20 protein-coding genes are annotated in these 17,940 nt (G+C 63.5%); 13 read left to right on the top strand and 7 right to left on the bottom strand.

The genetic code is table 11. The features are described 5' to 3' along the window. Positions 1-71 precede the first annotated feature (71 nt). From PHS32_RS13315 to PHS32_RS13300, 4 genes are read left to right on the top strand one after another with little or no spacing between them, the layout of a single operon-like run. Entirely contained in the window at positions 72-668 is a 597-nt protein-coding gene (locus tag PHS32_RS13315) for a dihydrofolate reductase family protein (RefSeq protein WP_301079492.1), read from the top strand. Then, entirely contained in the window at positions 665-1,873 is a 1,209-nt protein-coding gene (locus tag PHS32_RS13310) for a serine hydrolase domain-containing protein (RefSeq protein WP_301079491.1), read from the top strand. Before PHS32_RS13315 ends, PHS32_RS13310 begins: the two co-directional genes overlap by 4 nt. Positions 1,874-1,888: 15 nt before the next feature. Next, on the top strand, positions 1,889-2,779 hold the full coding sequence (locus PHS32_RS13305; RefSeq protein ID WP_301079490.1) for a hypothetical protein: 891 nt from the start codon (positions 1,889-1,891) through the stop codon (positions 2,777-2,779). A 14-nt stretch (positions 2,780-2,793) separates the two neighbouring features. Next, on the top strand, positions 2,794-3,186 hold the full coding sequence (locus PHS32_RS13300) for a DUF1801 domain-containing protein (protein ID WP_301079489.1): 393 nt from the start codon (positions 2,794-2,796) through the stop codon (positions 3,184-3,186). Between the two features lie 6 nt (positions 3,187-3,192). Here the strand turns inward: PHS32_RS13300 and PHS32_RS13295 are convergent, their stop codons facing one another. Then, positions 3,193-3,630, bottom strand: a complete 438-nt coding sequence (locus PHS32_RS13295; RefSeq protein ID WP_301079488.1) for a hypothetical protein — start codon at positions 3,628-3,630, stop codon at positions 3,193-3,195. A 62-nt stretch (positions 3,631-3,692) separates the two neighbouring features. On the opposite strand from PHS32_RS13295, the gene PHS32_RS13290 reads away from it, so the two are divergent. After that, positions 3,693-4,619, top strand: a complete 927-nt coding sequence (locus PHS32_RS13290) for an alpha/beta hydrolase (RefSeq protein ID WP_301079487.1) — start codon at positions 3,693-3,695, stop codon at positions 4,617-4,619. Between the two features lie 10 nt (positions 4,620-4,629). On the opposite strand, the gene PHS32_RS13285 is transcribed toward PHS32_RS13290, so the two are convergent. From PHS32_RS13285 to PHS32_RS13265, 5 genes are all read right to left on the bottom strand, one after another. Further along, a complete protein-coding gene (locus tag PHS32_RS13285; RefSeq protein ID WP_301079486.1) occupies positions 4,630-5,052 on the bottom strand; it encodes a hypothetical protein in 423 nt (140 codons plus the stop codon). 20 nt (positions 5,053-5,072) lie between these two features. Continuing rightward, a complete protein-coding gene (locus tag PHS32_RS13280; protein WP_301079485.1) occupies positions 5,073-8,186 on the bottom strand; it encodes an efflux RND transporter permease subunit in 3,114 nt (1,037 codons plus the stop codon). Positions 8,187-8,193: 7 nt separating this feature from the next. Then, positions 8,194-9,345 carry an efflux RND transporter periplasmic adaptor subunit gene (locus PHS32_RS13275; protein WP_301079484.1) on the bottom strand — a complete coding sequence of 384 codons (1,152 nt, stop codon included), beginning with the start codon at positions 9,343-9,345 and terminating at the stop codon, positions 8,194-8,196. A 36-nt stretch (positions 9,346-9,381) separates the two neighbouring features. Next, on the bottom strand, positions 9,382-10,884 hold the full coding sequence (locus PHS32_RS13270) for an efflux transporter outer membrane subunit (protein ID WP_301079483.1): 1,503 nt from the start codon (positions 10,882-10,884) through the stop codon (positions 9,382-9,384). 151 nt (positions 10,885-11,035) lie between these two features. After that, positions 11,036-11,458: a hypothetical protein gene (locus tag PHS32_RS13265; protein WP_301079482.1), complete on the bottom strand. Its 423-nt coding sequence runs from the start codon at positions 11,456-11,458 to the stop codon at positions 11,036-11,038. Between the two features lie 160 nt (positions 11,459-11,618). Here PHS32_RS13265 and PHS32_RS13260 point away from each other — a divergent pair, with 160 nt between their 5' ends. The 8 genes from PHS32_RS13260 to PHS32_RS13225 all read left to right on the top strand — a co-directional run bounded on the left by PHS32_RS13260 (position 11,619) and on the right by PHS32_RS13225 (position 16,839). Further along, a complete protein-coding gene (locus tag PHS32_RS13260) occupies positions 11,619-12,461 on the top strand; it encodes a helix-turn-helix transcriptional regulator (protein WP_301079481.1) in 843 nt (280 codons plus the stop codon). A 160-nt stretch (positions 12,462-12,621) separates the two neighbouring features. Then, complete coding sequence (locus PHS32_RS13255) at positions 12,622-13,236, top strand: dihydrofolate reductase family protein (RefSeq protein WP_301079480.1); 615 nt, start codon at positions 12,622-12,624, stop codon at positions 13,234-13,236. 92 nt (positions 13,237-13,328) lie between these two features. Beyond that, positions 13,329-13,742 carry a VOC family protein gene (locus PHS32_RS13250; protein ID WP_301079479.1) on the top strand — a complete coding sequence of 138 codons (414 nt, stop codon included), beginning with the start codon at positions 13,329-13,331 and terminating at the stop codon, positions 13,740-13,742. A 68-nt stretch (positions 13,743-13,810) separates the two neighbouring features. Continuing rightward, positions 13,811-14,218, top strand: coding sequence for an SRPBCC family protein (locus PHS32_RS13245; protein ID WP_301079478.1), 408 nt, complete (start codon positions 13,811-13,813; stop codon positions 14,216-14,218). A gap of 283 nt (positions 14,219-14,501) precedes the next feature. After that, positions 14,502-14,975 carry a VOC family protein gene (locus PHS32_RS13240; RefSeq protein WP_301079477.1) on the top strand — a complete coding sequence of 158 codons (474 nt, stop codon included), beginning with the start codon at positions 14,502-14,504 and terminating at the stop codon, positions 14,973-14,975. After that, positions 14,972-15,442, top strand: coding sequence for a VOC family protein (locus PHS32_RS13235; protein ID WP_301079476.1), 471 nt, complete (start codon positions 14,972-14,974; stop codon positions 15,440-15,442). Before PHS32_RS13240 ends, PHS32_RS13235 begins: the two co-directional genes overlap by 4 nt. A 42-nt stretch (positions 15,443-15,484) precedes the next feature. Further along, a complete protein-coding gene (locus PHS32_RS13230; protein WP_301079475.1) occupies positions 15,485-15,910 on the top strand; it encodes a DUF6157 family protein in 426 nt (141 codons plus the stop codon). Then, a complete protein-coding gene (locus tag PHS32_RS13225) occupies positions 15,907-16,839 on the top strand; it encodes a GyrI-like domain-containing protein (protein ID WP_301079474.1) in 933 nt (310 codons plus the stop codon). The genes PHS32_RS13230 and PHS32_RS13225 overlap by 4 nt, the downstream gene beginning before the upstream one ends. A 64-nt stretch (positions 16,840-16,903) precedes the next feature. Here PHS32_RS13225 and gap read toward each other — a convergent pair whose 3' ends face one another. Further along, a complete protein-coding gene (gene gap / locus PHS32_RS13220; protein WP_301079473.1) occupies positions 16,904-17,902 on the bottom strand; it encodes a type I glyceraldehyde-3-phosphate dehydrogenase in 999 nt (332 codons plus the stop codon). Positions 17,903-17,940: the final 38 nt, after the last annotated feature.

Raw genomic sequence — 17,940 nt, 5'->3', positions numbered from 1 at the left:
TGCTGCGCAAACGGCATGCACCGGCCGGTTGGAAAGGTACAGGTTGGTAATCAGACATTGGAGAAAAGAGCGTGAGAAAACTGATATTGCAAATGCAGATGTCGGTCGACGGCTACGTCGCCGCTGCCAATCCCGATCTCGATTGGCAGGTCTGGAACTGGAACGACCCATGCCCATGGGACCAGCAACTCAAGAGCGACTTCAATGTCATTTTCGATTCGATCGACAGCATTCTGTTAAGCCGCAAGATGGCGGAAGAAGGCTACCTTGAGCACTGGGGCCGGGCTGCCGCCAATTTTCCTGCCAACCCGCACTACGCTTTTGCCCGAAAAATAGTCGATGCAAACAAGATCGTGGTTACCGACAAGCTCCAGAAATCGAAGTGGGACCGCACGGTGGTGGCTGACGGCGGCATGATCAGGGAAGTGAAGGCGCTGAAGCGTCGACCTGGCAGGAACATCATCACTTTTGGCGGCGTCGGCTTCGCGTCGGCCTTGGTCGCGGCTGGATTGGTCGACGAGTTTCAATTTTTCGTGAATCCGACTGCGGTCGGGGATGGATTGTCGATTTTCAACAATCCGCGCGAAGGCCTGAAGCTCAAGTTGCTCGAATCAACTTCCTATAGCTGCGGCATCGTCGTCAACCGGTATCGGTCGCTCGGGAAATGACTACAAACAAACTCAACAGGACGCGCCTCGCGGATCTGCGCCGCGCGATGATGGGCTACGTCGAACACGGCGCTATTCCCGGCATCGTCACGCTGCTAAGTTGTGGCAACGAAATTCACGTCGATGCGATCGGTATGAAGACGGTTGATGGAAAAGATCCAATGCGCCGCGACACCATCTTCCGGGTTGCGTCGATTACCAAGCCGATCACCGCGGCCGCCACCATGATGCTGGTCGACGACGGCAAACTACGGCTTGACGATGCCGTTGAACGCTGGCTGCCTGAGTTGGCCAAGCGCAAGGTGCTCAGGCGCATTGACGCGCAACTCGACGACACGGTTCCCGCCCAGCGCCCAATCGCACTGCGCGACCTGCTGACGTTTTGCTTCGGCTTCGGCAGTGTCATGGCGCTGCCGGGAAGCTGTCCCATTCAGCAACCGATCCGTGACGGGCATCTGGGCGGTGATGGCCCACCACATCCGTCGCTGATGCCTGGCACGGATGAATGGATGCGCCGATTGGGCGAGCTGCCGCTGATGTACCAGCCGGGCGAGCGTTGGGCCTACAACACGGGCTGCGACGTACTGGGCGTTTTGCTGGCCCGTGTTGCCGGGAAATCCTTCGAAGCCTTCCTGCGCGAGCGGCTGTTCGATCCGCTGGGTATGAAGGACACGGCGTTCAGCGTTCCGGCGTCAAAGATGGATCGACTGCCGGGCCTCTATCAGTTCAATCACGATAGCAAAAAACTGGAACTGTTCGACAGTTCGCAGAACAGCGAATACAGTCGCCCGCCAGCCTTCCAATCGGGCGCCGGTGGACTGGTATCAACGGTCGACGACTACCACGCCTTCTGCCGCCTGCTCTTGAACAAAGGTGTCTGGGGTCGCGAGCGACTCCTATCCAAGGCCGCCATCGAAGCGATGACCCGCGATCAACTCACGCCTGAACAGCGACGAGGCGCGCAGATATTCTTCGGCAATCACAGCAGTTGGGGTTTTGGCATGGCAGTCAACATCCACCCGGAGCAGCCATGGACCGTGCCGGGCCGCTTCGGCTGGGACGGCGGTTTCGGCACTTCCGCCTACTCGGACCCGACGCACGACTTCGTCGGCATCCTGTTGACGCAACGCTTGATGGATTCACCGGAACCGCCGGCGGTGTTCAAGGATTTCTGGACCCATGCGTACCGTTCGCTGGAAGCCTGATGGGCGAAGAAAGACATGAAGACGACTATTTTCATCGTGCTCAAAGTCGCCGCCCTGACGGCGATTCTCTTCATCTGCTTTGCCGTGGCAGCCAGCGCAGTGGGCTTGCAGGGCAATGCTCCGGCGCCTGAAAATTCCGGCGCACCGGCGGCCGGGCTGCTGCTGGCGGACTGCTTTTTATGCACGCTGGTTTTGACATATCTTGTTCTTCGCTCCCGCTGGGCCGGCTGGCGGCTTGTTGCGACCGTGTTTTTTGTCTTTTATGGCGTGATGACGTTCATGTCGCAAATCGAGACGGCCGTGTTTGTCACGCGTCTGCCAGCGGGCATGTTGCCGCGCTTGTTTCTGATGGGTGCCCTGATTGCTGCCCCCTTCTCGGCGCTTGCCGTTCTCGTACTGGGAAAGAGGAAAGCCGAAGCCGACGACGACCAGGAACTCAATCCGCGCTTGCTCATGCCCGCGCCGCAATGGGCCTGGCGGCTGGCGGCACTGGCTTTGGCTTACCTCATTGTGTATTTCACTTTTGGCTATTTCATTGCCTGGCGAAACCCTGCGGTGCCGGCGTATTACGGCGGTGTCGACGAAGGCAGCTTCCTCGCCCGCATGAGCGTCGTGCTGACAGACACCTTTTGGCTGATCCCGTTCCAGATCCTGCGCGCCCTGTTGTGGGTGGCGATCGCCTTGCCGGTGGTGCGCATGACGAAAGGGCGCTGGCCGGAGACCGCCCTGATGGTCGGCTTGCTGTTCGCCGTGCTGATGAGTGCCCAGCTTCTGCTACCCAACCCCTACATGCCTGAAGCAGTACGCATGGCCCACCTGAGGGAAACCGCCTCCTCCAATTTCATTTTTGGTTGCCTGGTCGGCTGGCTGCTGACGCTGCGCCATGAGCCCGCGAAACTTTCATGAACCAGGAGCCGAACATGAAAACGCCAGCCGAAAAAATCGCGTCAATCGACCAATACATCCAGGGGTTTCCCGAAGCTGTGCAAGCCATCTTGCAGGAACTGCGATCAGCCATCAGCCTGGCGGCACCCGAGGCCATCGAGAAAATAAGCTATCAAATGCCAACCCTTTACTTCAAAGGCAATCTTGTGCATTTCGCTGCCTTCGAGCGACACATAGGACTCTATCCCACACCGAGTGGGATCGCCCCATTCCAGCACGAGTTAAGAATCTACAAAACCTCCAAAGGTGCCATTCAGTTTCCCATCGACCGGCCACTGCCGCTGAAACTGATCAAGAAAATCGTTGCGTTTCGCGTGCAGGAAAACTCACGGAAGAAAGACCGGAAAATGAAGGTTGAACTGGCGTGATCCCGCCTATTCAAGAGGCCTCAGTTTTGACTGGCGACGGCGGTCTGGTCTTGCCATCTGAGCGGGTGGCAACACACCACGAAACATTTTGGTGATGGCGGCCAACTTGTCGCGCGCCACATGTTCGCCACAATGCGCTGACAGCAGCGCCATCAGATCAATGCGCAAATACCAAAGTGTCTGGATGTTGGCGGCCCGCGATACCTTGGCCCAGACCCGGGTCCAGGGCGCCGATCGTGCGCCCTGCTGATCCGGGAGTTCCGACATGATGGCCAGCATTTCCCGGCGGATTTCCTCGACCCGAATTTCAACTTCTGCGCTCGATGCCGATTCGCCGATAAGGCCCATCAGACTGGTCGTGAAACGGGAAACAAGGGAAAACATTTTTGGAAAATACCGATTAGCTGACAATTTGGGCAGAGCCCATGCCCCCAGTGCCGGCATCTTCCCAGTTGAGTCTTAGGGATTTCTTAAGGTAGAGTGAACAGCCCCTGGAGGAGCAAATCATGATGGTGACGAACCAAAGACCGATGCTGTTGGCGAAGGCGTGGACCCTGGCCCTGTTGCTGGGGTGCGCACTGTGGGCGCCTTCGATGGCGCACTCGGAGCAAGCAATTTCCGACCGGCTGGTGGCCGTCTCGGCGGACATCAAGCTGCGCGTGATCGAGGCCGGCCCAAAGGACGCCCAGGTCATCCTGTTGGTCCCCGGCTGGTGCTTCACGGCGGACATCTGGCGCAAGCAGATCACCGCCTTGAGCGAGCGCTACCACGTGGTGGCGTTCGATCCGCGCTCACAAGGCGGCTCGACCCAACTGGATCACTCGAACAGCCCGGACCATCGGGCCGTCGACATCGCCAACCTGATCAAGACGCTGCATTTGCACAAGCCGGTGCTGGTCGGCTGGTCGCAAGGCGTGCAGGACGTGGCCGCCTACGCGCTGGCGTTCGGTACCGCGGAAGTCGCTGGCCTGGTGCTGGTCGATGCCACGGTGTCGGCCGGCGCCGCCGACGTCGACATCCGGGAGCTGCGCTCAAGCCTGGGACGGATGCCCTTCTATGCAGCTAATCCGCGCGAGTACCTGGAGGCCATGATGCCGTACATCTTCAGCCAACCGCTGTCGCCCGCTGAACTCGACACGATCGTCGGCAATGCCATGCGAACCCCCAGCAGCGTGGGCGTGGCCAATCTGGTGCTCGATTTCATGGGCAAGGACTACCGGCCGGCGCTGCGGCGCATCGAAGTGCCTACCCTGCTGGTGGTGGCCGGCACCGCGGAGGACCGAAGCGAACAGTTGCAGCAGGCGATTCCGCTGGCCAGCAGCGCCGTCGTCGAAGGCGCCGGCCACGCCGTGTTCTACGACCAGCCGGCCAGGTTCAATCAGCTTCTGGTGCAGTTTGTCGAACAGCGCGTCAAAGCCAAGGCGCCCTCGTGAGCTGGCTCGCTCAAGTGGCCTCGGCGTAGACGTAGGATGGCCAGGGGCAGAAGCGCTTGACCGTGTTGAGCCAGTAGTCCTGGTTGGCTTCAACCATGCTGGGCCGGCCATCGCACAGCTCGATCGCCGACTCCACCAGAGCGGCGTCCGAGAAATGCCAGCTCCAGCCGGTGTTCACACCGGCACTGCCGGCGGCGATGGCGCCGTTGACAAAGAGGCTGCGCTGCGCTTCGGGCAGCAGCAGTTGCGCCCGGGCCTTGGCGATGAAGTCGGCCGAGGCGGTTGCCACACGAAACTCCTCGCTGCCGGGAAACCCGTGCAGCCGCATGACGAAGCTGACCGTGCCCGGCGGAGTTGGCGCGTCGCCGCCCCCGCCACAGGAAACCGCCGACAGGCTGAGGAGGGTGACCGGTAGCAGGTGCAGAGATTTCATGTTGCGTGGCTCCTGACTTTTCAATGTGCGTCGGCCGCTGCCGGTGCTGCCGGCGCTGGCGCCACGGCCTCAGGCCGGAAGCGCCGGCTCAGGCTTTGCACCAGATCGTCGACGAAAGTGAACACCACCGGGATCACCAGCAGGCTGAGGAAGGTGGAGGTGATCAGACCGCCGATCACCACGATCGCCATCGGCGCGCGAAAGCTCGGGTCGGTGCCGAAGCCGATGGCAATGGGCAGCATGCCGGCGCCCATGGCGATGGTGGTCATGACGATCGGGCGGGCGCGCTTGCGGCAGGCGTCCAGCAGGGCGTCCCAGCGGTTCAGGCCGTGCTCGCGGCGCGCCATGATCGCGTACTCGACCAGCAGGATGGAGTTCTTGGTGGCGATGCCCATCAGCATGATCATGCCGATCATGGACGGCATGGTCAGGTCGGTGCGGGTGATGAAGAGGGCCAGGATGGCGCCCGGGATCGACAGCGCCAGCGCCACCAGGATGGTGACCGGCTGCACCCAGGCGTGGAACAGCAGCACCAGCACGATGTAGATGCACAGCACGCCGGTGGCCATGGCCAGGCCGAAGCTGGCGAACAACTCGCCCATCGCCTCGGCGTCACCGACCGCGGTCTTGCTGATGCCGCTGGGCAGCTTGGCCAGGCTGGGCAGCGCATCCGCCTCGGCCTGTACCTTGCCGAGCGGCTGGCCATTGAGCTCGATCTCGAAATTGACGTTGCGCAGCCGGTCGTAGCGGTCGATCTGCGCCGGTCCGCTGTCCATCGCCAGCGTTGCCACGTTGCCCAGCGCCACCGGTCCGCGGGCACCGGGAACCGCCAGCCGCTCCAGCAAGCGCAGGTCTTGCCGGGCGGCGTCGGGCAGGCGCACCACCACCGGGATCTGGCGTTGCGAGAAGTTGAGCTTGGCCAGGCCCTGGTCGTAGTCGCCGGTGGTGGCGATGCGCAAGGTGTCGGCAATCGCCGCCGAGGTCACGCCCAGGTCGGCGGCGCGGGCGTTGTCCGGCCGCACCACCAGTTCGGGGCGCTGCAGGCTGGCGGTGGAGGTCACCGCGCCGATGCCGGGAAGGCCGCGCAACTCCTGCTCCACCAGCGCGGCGTGGGCGTTCAGTGCCTCGCCATCGACACCGGCCAGCACCAGCATGAATTTCTCCGACGAGCCGCCGAAACCGACGTTCAGGCGCGCTCCGGCCACGGCTTCCAGGGCGCGGCGCAAATCGCCTTCGATCGCCTGCTTGCTGACGCCGGGGCGTTCGGCGCGCGGCGTCAGGTTGATCGTCAAGGTGGCCTTGCGCACCTCGGCCGCGCCGCTCGACAGGAATGGGTCGGCACCGGCCTTGCCGCCGCCCACCGCGGTGTAGACCATCTTCACATGAGGGTTCTTCTGCACGATCTGGCGCGCCTGCTCGGCCACCGCCAGCGTCTGCCCGAAGGTGCTGCCGGGCGGCAGCGAAATGTAGACCTGGGTCTGCGACAAATCGTCGGGCGGGATGAAGCCGCCGGCGATCTTGCCGACGAACAGGGGCGTGCAGGAGCCCAGCGCGAACAGCACGGTGGCCAGCAGCGTCCAGAGGCGGTGCTTCAGGCACCAGGCGGCCAGGCGCAGATACCCCTTCAGCCAGCGCGGCTCCACGTGCGGCTTCTTCGGCGCACGCAGGATGTAGGCGGCCATCATGGGCGTCAGCATGCGCGCCACCGCCAGCGAGAAGAAGACCGCGATCGCGGCGGTCCAGCCGAACTGCACAAAAAACTTGCCGGCCACGCCGTCCATGAAGGCGGTCGGCAGAAACACCGCGATCAGCGTGAAGGTGGTCGCGATCACCGCCAGCCCGATCTCGTCGGCCGCCTCCAGTGCCGCCTGGAACGGCGACTTGCCCTGGCTGAGGTGGCGCATGATGTTCTCGATCTCGACGATCGCATCATCAACCAGGATGCCCACCACCAGCGACAGCGACAGCAGCGTGATGACGTTGACGCTGAAACCCATCCAGTGCATGGCCGCGAAAGTCGGGATGATGGACAGCGGCAGTGCCACCGCCGAGATGAAGGTGGCACGCCACTCGCGCAGGAACAGCCAGACCACGATCACCGCCAGGATCGCGCCTTCGAGCATCAGCGCCAGCGAGCCGTTGTAGTTCTCGATCACCGGGTCGACGAAGTTGAAGGCCTCGGTGATCGTCACGTCCGGGTGCTGGGCTTTGAGCGTATCGAGCGCGGCGTGCACGCCCTTGGCAACCTCCACCTCGCTGGCGCCGCGCGAACGCGTGATCTCGAAACCGACCACCGCTTGGCCGTTCAGCAAGGCCGTGGCGCGCTGCTCGGCCACCGTGTCGCTGACGCTGGCGACCTGGTTCAGGCGGATGCGCCGGCCGTCACCCAGGGTCAGCTCCAGCGCGCCCAGCTCCTGCGCCGAATGCACGGTGGCGATGGTGCGCACCGATTGCTCGCCGCCGCCCAGGTCGGTGCGGCCGCCGGAGGCGTCCTGCTGGACCTCGCGCAGGCGCCGCGAGATCTCCGCCGCGGTGGCGTTGAGCGCAAACAGGCGCGCCGGGTCGAGCTCGATGCGGACCTCGCGCTGCACGCCGCCGACGCGCCCGACGGCGCCGACGCCGCGCACCGCCAGCAGCGCCTTGCTGACCTGGTTGTCGACAAACCAGGACAGCGCCTCGTCGTCCATGCGCGACGACGACACGGTGTAGGTCAGCACCGGCATGCCGGCAAAATCCATCTTGCTGATGGCCGGGTCGCGCAGCTCGGCCGGCAGGTCGGAGCGGATGCGCTGCACCGCGTCGCGCACGTCGTCCATCGCCTCCTGGGTCGGTTTCTCGAGGCGGAACTCGGCCGTCACGGTGGCCATGCCGTCCTGCACCTTGGTGTAGATGTGCTTCAAGCCCTGTATGCTGGCCAGCGAGTTCTCGATCTTGCGCGCCACCTCGGTTTCCATCTGCGCCGGGGCGGCGCCCGGCAGCGACGCGCTGACGATCACCATCGGCAGATCGATGTCGGGAAACTGCTGGATCTTCATGGCGCGAAAACTCATCAAACCCACCAGCGTGAGCATGATGAAGAGCAGCACCGAGGGTACCGGTTTGCGGATCGACCAGGCGGAAACGTTTATTGCCATGGCCCGCTCACCTCGCCTGCGCGCCACTGGCGCTGGCCGCGCTCTTCGGTGCCGGCGCCGATTCGACCACCCGAACCGTGTCGCCATCCGACAGAAAGCCGCCGCCGGCGGCAACGACACGCGCCTTGGCGTCGAGTCCGCCGGTGATCTCGATGCGCTCGCCGGCGCGCCGCCCGACCGCGACTTTCGTCAGGGCGACCTTGGAATCGGCACCCACGCGCAGCACATAGCTGAAGCCGTCGCGCAGCAGCACCGCGCTCTGCGGCAGCGTCAGCGCCACGCCGCTGCCGGTCTCGAACTCGCCGCGCGCAAACATGCCGGCCTTGGCCGCGCCGTGCGCCGGCAGGTCGACGTAGACCAGGCCCATGCGGGTGGCGGCATCGACCGTTGGCGCCACCATGCGCAGCGTGCCCTTGATGCGCGTCCCGTTGGCCGGCGTGACGCTGGCGCTCATGCCGGGTTTGAGGTAGGCCAGATCGGCCGAAGAGACCTCGGCCCGCCATTCCAGCCGGCCCTGGCGAATCATGCGGAACAACTCCTGCCCGGCCGGTAGCACCGCGCCCACGGTGGCGCTGCGGGCCGAGATCACGCCCCTGTCGGGCGCCAGCACCTGGGTTTGCGCCAGTCGCAGTTGCTGCGTTCTGGCGATCGCGCGCTGCGCCTCGACGCGCGCTTGCGCGGTGCGTTCGGCGGTCAGGTACTGGTTGATCTGCTGCGCGCTGAGGGCGCCGGTAGTCTGCAATTCGCGGGCTCGCTGGGCGTTGGCGGCGGCCTCCGCCAAGGTGGCTTCTTCCTGCGCCAGGTTGGCGCGCATCTGGGCCAGGTCGGCCAGAATCATGTCGGGCGCGAAAGTGGCCAGCACCTGGCCGCGCTCGACCTGGTCGCCGACGTTGACGCGCACCTCGGCCAGCCGCAGGCCGTTGGCCTCGGTGCCTATGCTGGCTTCCTGCCAGGCCGCCAGGTTGCCGTTGGCTTCGATTTTCATTGGCAGCGTCGTCCTCTGCGGCTCGGTGAGGTTGACCGTGAGTGCCGGTTTGACCTGGGCGGCGGGCTTCTTGGCCTCGGGCGTGCGATCGGTGAGGGCCAACGAGGCCAGGCCCAGCAGCACCAGCGAGGCGACTGCCAGCACGATCCAGCGGGGTTGAAGATGGTATTTCATGGACATGCTTGAATGAGGAAGGAAATTCGGGGAAGGTCAGTCCTGGCTGGCGGCCTGCGCCGCGGCTGGCGCCTCGGCGGTCCAGCCACCGCCCAGCGCGCGGTACAAGGAGATCCAGGCGGCGACGCGTTCGCGCTGCAATTCGATCAGGGTACTCTGCGCCTGCAGCAGGCTGCGGCGTGCGTCTTCCAGTTCGAACAGGCTGGCCAGGCCGCCCTTGAAGCGCGCCTCGGTGGCCCGGTACGAGACGGCAAAGCCCGCGCTGGCGACCTGCGCGTCGCCGCTGCGCGCGGCCGTGCTTTGCAGCGTGATCAAGGCTTCTTCGACTTCCCGCACTGCCGTGCGCAGCCGGGCTGCGTAGTTGGCGCCGGCCTCCCGGTAGCGCGCGCGGGCCGCTTCCACGTTGGCGCGGCGCGCGCCGCCGTCGAACAAAGGCAGCGACACCGACACCGGACCCAGGCTCCACAGCGTGTCGTCCAGCGTGCCGGCGGCGCTGGCGAAGCGGGCGGCGGCGATGTTGCCGCTCAAAACAATGCGCGGATAGCGTTGCGCCTGCGACTGGCTCAGGTCGGCGCTGGCGGCCAGCACCTGGCGCGCGGCGTTGAACAAGTCCGGGCGCTGCGCCAGCACTTCGGCCGGAACGCTGCTGACGGCGATCTGCGCCGGCTGCGGCAACTGCGCGCTGCCGCCGGCAAGTTGGCTGCGCAAAGCAGGCTCGGCCAAGCCGGTCAGGGCCACCAGCGACTTGACGCCAAGGTCGCATTGGGCGCGCTGTTGGGTCAGCAGGCTGCTGCCCTGGGCCGCGCTGGCGCGTGCCAGCGCGGCAGTGGCAGAGGTTTGAAAGCCGGCCCTGGTTGCCAGTTCGGTCAGGCGCGCGGTCTCGGCGCGCGAGCTGGCGTCGAGCTGCGTTTGCGCCAGTTGGGCCTCGCAGGCGCGCAGCGCGAGGTAGGCGCCGGCCACCTCGGCCGCCACTGACACGCGGGCTTCATGCCACGACGCCTGGGCGCCGGAGAGCCGGGCTTGCGCCGCGTCACGGCCGGCGGCGTTGCCGCCGAACAGGTCCAACTCCCAGGCCGCTTGCAGGCCAGCCGATGTGCTGCTGCCCAGCGGCAGGCTCAAGTCCTGGCGGCCGCGGCTGGCGCTGAAGCTGGCGTTCAGGGTCGGGCCCAGTGCGGCACCAGCCGCCACCTGCGCCGCGCGCGCTTGCGCGATGCGCGACTGCGCCGCCGCCAGCGTCGGGCTGAGCGCCTGCGCGGCGTCGATGAGCTGCGTCAGCAGCGGGTCGTTGAACTGTTGCCACCAGTGACTGAGGTCGGTCAGTTGACCGCCGTGCGGCAGTGGCGCCTGCCATTGCGACGGTGCCGTCAAGCTTGCTGCTGTCGATGTTTGGTTGGCGCTAGGCGGCAGGCCGGCGCAGGCGCCAAGCGCCAGCGCCAGCGCCAGCAGCGGCAGCCAGCGGCGCTGCCGGTCGGAAAAATGGCGCGCCACGGGCCGGCGCCGGACCACACGGTAGCCCTTGAGGGCTGCTGCAACAAGCATGTAAATTCCCTAAAAACCGAGGCGGCAAGGCGTCACCCAGGCGTTTCAATTTGACTTCGGAGGGTCGAACGCTTCAGGGTACAAGTATTCAATGTGGACGCCATCCACAATTAAATGCTAACACCGATTATGGACACTGTCCACATGCGAATTATAGGGCCACCTTGGCGCTGGTTTGACGCTGCCGGCACAGACCGAAAAACTGCAAGTCGGCCAGCACGCACACCGTCAGCGCCTGAACCAGCAGATACGCCGTGCCAAGCGCGGTGGCTACCACGCTGCCGCTGACCAGCAGCAGCAGGCAAGCCAGCGCCCAGCCCAGATTGCCGGCCAGCAGCAGCCAGACCAGCGGCCGCGGCAGCGGCACGCGGGTGGAGAGAAAGGCCACCAGCGCGGCGTAGAGCAGCAGAAATTCGCCGCTGTACACCAGCAGCGCGGGCGGCAAGCCCGTCAATGGGGCCATGGTGTCGGGGACGACGACCTGCAGCAGGCCGCAGGCCAGGCACGACATTGCATCGGCGCGCAGCACGTTGCGCAAAAAGTTGGGGGCAGACATGAACGAGGTGGTAGACATGAGCAAACTCCTTGGGTTGGGATAGCCGGCAACGGGAGCGAGTCGGCGCAGCGGGCTATCGGATCGCTGCGGCCGGGCTGCATCATTGCGGTGCCGCTGCCGCCAGTCGATGACCTGGCAGGTAATGGAACACCGGCCGGCCAGGCTTTACGATGGCGCCATGAATGCAAGCACCCCATACCTCGGCAGTTCGTCGCGCGGCACGGCGCCGCCGTTTGGCGACCACTTGCGCCACTGGCGTCAGCGCCGGCGCCTGAGCCAGCTTGAGTTGGCGCACGAAGCCGACATCTCGACCCGGCACCTCAGTTTTGTCGAGACCGGACGCTCGCTTCCCAGCCGCGAAATGGTGTTGCGCCTGTCGGCGCGACTGGACATTCCGCTGCGTGAGCGCAATGCCTTGCTGGTGGCGGCCGGCTACGCGCCGATGTACCGCGAGCGACCGCTGGGCGACCCGGCGCTGGATGCGGCGCGCCAGGCGGTGGAACTGCTGCTGACCAGCCACGAGCCCTATCCCGCGCTGGCGCTGGACCGGCACTGGAATCTGATCGCCGCCAACCGCATGCTGGCGTCGCTGCTGGCCGGAGCCGATGCGTCGCTGCTGCAAGCGCCAGTCAACGTGTTGCGCCTGAGCCTGCACCCGCTGGGCATCGCCGGCAACATCGTGAATCTGGCGCAATGGCGCAGCCACTTGTTCGAGCGCCTGCGCCAGCAAATCGGGGCCACCGCCGACCCGCTGCTGGCGGCTCTGCTGGCGGAACTCATGACTTACCCGGTGCCCGACGCGGCCGCCGGTTCAGCGCCGGAAGGCGAACCGGCGGGCATTGTGGTGCCCTTCAAGTTCCGGACCGCGATCGGTGTGCTCAGCTTCATCAGCACCACCACCATCTTCGGTTCACCGGTCGACGTCACCTTGCAGGAACTGGCGCTGGAAACGTTCTTCCCGGCCGACCAATTCACCCGGCAAGCGCTGCTGGCCTTGCTGGCGTCGTCACAAGGCGCTTGATTTCAGTCTGGCCGGCGGCTGTGTGCCGTGGGCTAATTGTTGACACGGCAGTCATGGCATTGCCAATTGTGGACACTGTCCATTATTATTCGCTTATTCAATGTGTACTCTGTACACAAATGAAATCAAATTCGACTTGCACGGGAAATTGGAGACACTTGTGGCTGAACTGACTTTGACGACATTCCTGACGCTCGATGGCGTGATGCAGGCCCCCGGTGCTCCGGGCGAGGACCGCAGCGGCAACTTCCCTTATGGTGGCTGGCTGTTCCCCCATGCCGACGAAGACATGGGCCAGACCATGGTGGAGATCTTCTCGAAGGCGGATGCCTTCCTGCTCGGTCGGACCACTTACGACATCTTCTCGGGCCATTGGCCGCGGGTCACCGATGCCGACGACCCGATTGCCAGCAAGCTGAATTCGCTTCCCAAATTCGTCGCTTCGCGCACACTGACGACGTTCAACTGGAGTGCCAGTTCGCCGGTTCGCGACGTCGTGAAACAGGTCGGCGAACTCAAAAAACGCTTCTCGCGCGAGGTGCAAGTGCATGGCAGTTGCGGCCTGGCGCAGACGCTGATGGCGCATGACCTGATCGATGAGTACCGGCTGTTGACCTTTCCGGTTGTGCTGGGCACCGGCAAGCGGCTGTTCGGCGCCGGCAGCGTGCCGGCCACCTTGAAGTTGCTGCGCTCGCACGCCACCAGCAAGGGCGCCATTGTCAGTGTGTATCGACGTGCCGGAGAACTCAAGACCGGCTCGTTTGCGCTCGATTGAAGCCGGCAGCCAGACCTAAACCCACAAGCAAAAAATCATTCTTCTGATCGATAACTTTGTCCAGCCCTGTAACCACCGAAAAAGGAGTTCCCATGAAAGTCGAGCCCTATCTGTTTTTCAACGGCCAAGGCGAAGAAGCCATCGCCTTTTACCAGCAGGCACTGGGCGCCGAGGTCGTCATGCAGATGCGCATGGACGAAAGCCCCGAGCCACACCCGCCGGGCATGCTGCCGCCGGGTTTCGAGCACAAGATCATGCACGCCAGCCTGCGCATAGGCGAGACCACGCTCATGCTCTCGGATGGCAACAGTGCCACGAAGGCCAACTTCCAGGGCTTTTCGCTCTCCGTCGGGGCGGCGGACGCGGCGCAGGCCCAGCGTTTCTACAACGCATTGGCCAACGGCGGCCAGATCCGGATGCCGCTGGGCAAGACTTTCTTTTCGCCCTGCTTTGGCGTGGTGGCCGACCGCTTTGGCGTGAGCTGGATGGTGATCGTCCCGCAGTGAGCCAGCCGGGCAGCGCCGCAGAAGTCGCTTGATATTGAGTCAGTTGCCATCCCACAAGGAGTCACAGCATGAAAATCAGCGTTGAAACCAGCGTCAAAGCGCCCCTCGCCAAGGTCTGGAGCGCCTACACAACACCCGACGACATCAAGCAATGGAATACCGCATCCGAGGATTGGCACACCACCAAAGCCTCTGTCGATTTGCGCGTGGGTGGAGCGTTCACCTCGCGCATGGAGGCCAAGGACGGCAGCTTCGGCTTTGACTTCGCCGGAACGTACACCAGGATCGTACCGGGCGAGTTGATCGAGTATCGGTTTGGAGACCGTACTGGCGCAGTCGAGTTCGTGACGGACGCAAACGCTGTCACGCTGCGCGTCACGTTCGATGCCGAATCCGAAAATCCGGTGGAGCAACAGCGCCAGGGATGGCAAGCCATCTTGAACAATTTTGCCAGGCACGTTGAAAAACTTCAGTGAACGGGTTGTGTCAGCGATGACCCGGACCGGAGAAGTCACATGCTTAAAACCAGCGTCATCGCCGTGCTCGTGCTGCTCGCCGCCGTCCTGCTCCATGCCACAACCCTGCCGGACACCTTCTACGTGGCACGCAGAATTTTGTCGTGAAAGTCATGAGTCTGTTTTATAGCCTGGACAAAATGGTCGGCAAGGACTTCGAGTTGGGTCTCACCAGGCTCAAGGCGGTGGCGAAAAAGTGGTTTCAGTGCTTGCCCGAAAAGCAGGCGTAAAGGAGTAACACAGCATGCAAAAAATCACCCCCTTTCTGTGGTTTGACCATCAGGCCGAGGAGGCTATGAATTTCTACGTTTCGATTTTCAGGAACTCCAAGGTTCTGACTGTCAATCGTTACGGCGAGGCCGGGCCGGGACCCAAGGGTTCGGTCATGACCGCCAGTTTTCTGCTCGACGGACAGGAGTTCGTCGCCTTGAACGGTGGCCCGGTCTACCAGATCTCTCCCGCCATCTCGTTTGTCGTGAACTGCGAGACGCAGCAGGAAGTCGATGACATGTGGGACAAGCTGGGCGCCGGCGGGCAGGAGGTCCAATGCGGCTGGCTGACCGACAAATTCGGCGTCTCGTGGCAGATCGTTCCGACCGTCCTGGTCAAGTTGCTGAGTGACCCCGATCCGGTGAAATCGGCAAGAGTGATGCAGGCCATGCTGCAAATGAAGAAAATCGATATTGCCGCTTTGCGGCGAGCCCAGGAGCCAGCATGAACGCAGTCAAGCACATCCCCACGGGATTTCACGCCATCACGCCTTACCTTGCCGTCAAGGATGCGAAGGCCGCCATCGAGTTTTACCGGCGCGCCTTCGGTGCCAGGGAGATCGGGCGCATTGCCATGCCGGGCGGCACTGTGGGGCATGCCGAACTGCAGGTCGGCGATGGCCGAATCATGCTGGCCGAGGAGATGCCGGCCTGGGGCAACAAAAGCCCGGCGACCCTGGGCGGCTCGCCGGTGGGCATCGCTTTCTACGTGGTCAACGTGGACGCCACCTTCCAGCGCGCGCTGGATGCCGGCGCGACGCTGATCGAGCCGGTCAAGGACCAGTTCTATGGCGACCGATCCGGCACGCTGCTCGATCCGTTCGGCCACAAGTGGCATATCCTGACGCATATCGAGGACGTGTCGTTCGACGAAATGCAGAGGCGTTGCGACGCCATGTTTTCAGCTCGGCAGTGATGCCTTGAATTTGCCAGCTGCCGACAGAATGAAGGCGCGAACATGAATCCCTGCAACCAGTTCATCCAGATCGCGCCAGACTGCGCGACCCGGACCGCCATCGTGCCGCAAGACCGGGGCCAGCGGCGCTCCATCGCCAGCATCGAATACCAACTGCTGAGCAGCAAACCCTATGGCTACACCCTGGAAGAACTGAAGTTCGCCACCCACGTGCAGCACAAACAAATACCGCCTGCCGTGTTGCAAGCCCAGCGCCAACAGCTATGGGAAGCGTACTTCGTGAAGCCTTGCGCTTGCATGCGGGCCTCGCCGTTGACCAAGAAATACGGTTGGGGCGCGCACTATGACCAGCACGGCCGAATCGCCATCTATGCCGTCGAAAGCGAGGCTTACCGGGGCTTCGTGCAAGACAAAAAAATGAAAAAATATTCCGCCCTGCGCAGCCGGCGCGGAACGCAAGAAACGTGAATTCTCAGGACAAGCGGTCCCGCTATGACGCCCGCATGCACCGGGTGCTCCAGCATATCGACCGGCATCTGGACCAATCGCTGGCCCTCGCCGACCTGGCGCAAGTAGCCCATTTTTCCACCTTCCATTTTCATCGCCTGTTCGCTGCCTGGATGGGCGAGACGCTGGGCGATTATCAGCGCCGGCGGCGGCTGGAGACGTCCGCCACACGTCTTGTGGCGCAGCCACGGGTACCGGTATTGCAGATCGCTCTATCGGTCGGTTTTGGCTCGGCGGAAGCCTTCTCCCGTGCCTTCAAATCCAGATTGGGCTGCTCACCCAGCGCCTGGCGCCGGCAGCAAGCCAGCCGCGGCAAGGCAGATGGCAATCTGAATCAGGCGAAGCGCAAGATCGATCAGGCATCGCAAGGGGTTTCGCCGGAGCATGAGGCCTCCCACAACCAAGCTATGGAGTTCCTCATGGAAGTAAAACTGATAGACCGCAAACCCAAGACCGTTGCCTATCTGCGCCACGTCGGCCCGTATGGCACATCGATCTCCCTGTTCTGGCAAAGCCGGGCGTACCCCTGGCTGCTCACGAATGGACTGCTGGAGCGTCCGCGCTACGGCATCTGCCACGACGACCCGCGCGTCACCGCGCCCGAACAATGCCGTTACGATGCTTGCGCCGAGGTGGCTGACGATTTTGTACCCGCCGGCGGCGCGCAAAAAGCCACCATTCCAGGCGGCAGATACGCTGTGCTTGAGGTCAGGGAGCCGGCGAAGGATATGCCCGACGCCTGGGCTGCCATGCTGGCGCAGTGGTTGCCATCGAGCGGCTTCCAACTCGATTCGCGCCCGTTTTTCGAGTACTACCCGCAAGGCTCGGGTTGCGACCCGGAGACCGGCGCGTTCGATTGCCAGATTTGTATTCCGGTGGCACCCTTGTAAGACTTCAAACGCATAAAAAAGCGCGCCCGGGGGCGCGCTTTGTCGGGGTCGGCGAAGGCCGCGCTTACTTGGCCAGCAGGCGTGCCATCTCCAGGCATTTGCTGGAATAGCCCCATTCGTTGTCGTACCAGGAGACGACTTTCACAAAAGTGCCGTCCAGCGCCATGCCGGCGTCGGCATCGAACACCGAGGTGCAGCTCTCGCCGCGGAAGTCGGTCGACACCACTTTGTCGGTGGTATAGCCCAGCACGCCCTTCATGGCGCCCTCGCTGGCAGCCTTCATGGCGGCGCAGATTTCAGCGTAGCTGGCTTCCTTGTTCAGCTCCACCGTCAGGTCCACCACCGACACGTCGGAGGTCGGCACGCGGAACGACATGCCGGTGAGCTTCTTGTTGAGTTCCGGAATCACCACGCCCACCGCCTTGGCCGCACCGGTGCTGGAGGGAATGATGTTTTCCAGAATGCCGCGGCCGCCGCGCCAGTCTTTGTTGGACGGGCTGTCGACGGTTTTCTGGGTCGCCGTGGCGGCATGCACGGTGGTCATCAGGCCGCGCTTGATGCCCCAGTTGTCGTTCAGCACCTTGGCTACCGGGGCCAGGCAGTTGGTGGTGCAGGAGGCGTTGGAGATGATGGCCTGGCCGGCGTAGCTGGTGTGGTTGACGCCGAAGACGAACATCGGGGTGTCGTCCTTGCTGGGGGCCGACATGATGACCTTCCTGGCGCCGGCGCTGATGTGCTTCTGCGCTGCTTCCTTGGTCAGGAACAAGCCGGTGGCCTCGATCACGATGTCGGCGCCGACCTCGTTCCATTTCAGCTCGGCCGGGTCTTTGACGGCGCTAAGGCGAATCTTTTTGCCGTTGACGACAAGCATGTTGCCCTCGACCGCAATGTCGCCCTTGAAGCGGCCATGCACCGAGTCGAACTGCAGCATGTAAGCCAGGTATTCCGGCTCCAACAGGTCGTTGATGCCCACCACCTCAATGTCCTTGAAGTTTTGCATGGCAGCGCGGAACACAATGCGGCCGATGCGGCCGAAGCCATTGATACCAATCTTGATCGTCATTTGCTTTTTCTCCACTAGTAAAAACTTGAAAATTGAAA

The sequence above is a fragment of the Rhodoferax sp. genome (assembly GCF_028714215.1).
In the GTDB taxonomy this organism is placed as follows: domain Bacteria; phylum Pseudomonadota; class Gammaproteobacteria; order Burkholderiales; family Burkholderiaceae_C; genus Rhodoferax.
Note: the sequence above shows the minus strand (reverse complement) of the source record. Positions and strands in the feature narration are given on the sequence as shown.

Bases quoted from the DNA above. Each gene is read 5' to 3' on its own strand.
- PHS32_RS13285 (WP_301079486.1), bottom strand. From the start codon at position 5,052: ATGAAATCTCTGCACCTGCTACCGGTCACCCTCCTCAGCCTGTCGGCG.
- PHS32_RS13270 (WP_301079483.1), bottom strand. From the start codon at position 10,884: ATGCTTGTTGCAGCAGCCCTCAAGGGCTACCGTGTGGTCCGGCGCCGG.
- PHS32_RS13295 (WP_301079488.1), bottom strand. From the start codon at position 3,630: ATGCCGGCACTGGGGGCATGGGCTCTGCCCAAATTGTCAGCTAATCGG.
- PHS32_RS13235 (WP_301079476.1), top strand. From the start codon at position 14,972: ATGAACGCAGTCAAGCACATCCCCACGGGATTTCACGCCATCACGCCT.
- PHS32_RS13240 (WP_301079477.1), top strand. From the start codon at position 14,502: ATGCAAAAAATCACCCCCTTTCTGTGGTTTGACCATCAGGCCGAGGAG.
- PHS32_RS13265 (WP_301079482.1), bottom strand. From the start codon at position 11,458: ATGTCTACCACCTCGTTCATGTCTGCCCCCAACTTTTTGCGCAACGTG.
- PHS32_RS13280 (WP_301079485.1), bottom strand. From the start codon at position 8,186: ATGGCAATAAACGTTTCCGCCTGGTCGATCCGCAAACCGGTACCCTCG.
- PHS32_RS13290 (WP_301079487.1), top strand. From the start codon at position 3,693: ATGATGGTGACGAACCAAAGACCGATGCTGTTGGCGAAGGCGTGGACC.
- PHS32_RS13300 (WP_301079489.1), top strand. From the start codon at position 2,794: ATGAAAACGCCAGCCGAAAAAATCGCGTCAATCGACCAATACATCCAG.
- PHS32_RS13275 (WP_301079484.1), bottom strand. From the start codon at position 9,345: ATGAAATACCATCTTCAACCCCGCTGGATCGTGCTGGCAGTCGCCTCG.
- gap (WP_301079473.1), bottom strand. From the start codon at position 17,902: ATGACGATCAAGATTGGTATCAATGGCTTCGGCCGCATCGGCCGCATT.
- PHS32_RS13230 (WP_301079475.1), top strand. From the start codon at position 15,485: ATGAATCCCTGCAACCAGTTCATCCAGATCGCGCCAGACTGCGCGACC.
- PHS32_RS13305 (WP_301079490.1), top strand. From the start codon at position 1,889: ATGAAGACGACTATTTTCATCGTGCTCAAAGTCGCCGCCCTGACGGCG.
- PHS32_RS13260 (WP_301079481.1), top strand. From the start codon at position 11,619: ATGAATGCAAGCACCCCATACCTCGGCAGTTCGTCGCGCGGCACGGCG.
- PHS32_RS13250 (WP_301079479.1), top strand. From the start codon at position 13,329: ATGAAAGTCGAGCCCTATCTGTTTTTCAACGGCCAAGGCGAAGAAGCC.
- PHS32_RS13245 (WP_301079478.1), top strand. From the start codon at position 13,811: ATGAAAATCAGCGTTGAAACCAGCGTCAAAGCGCCCCTCGCCAAGGTC.
- PHS32_RS13310 (WP_301079491.1), top strand. From the start codon at position 665: ATGACTACAAACAAACTCAACAGGACGCGCCTCGCGGATCTGCGCCGC.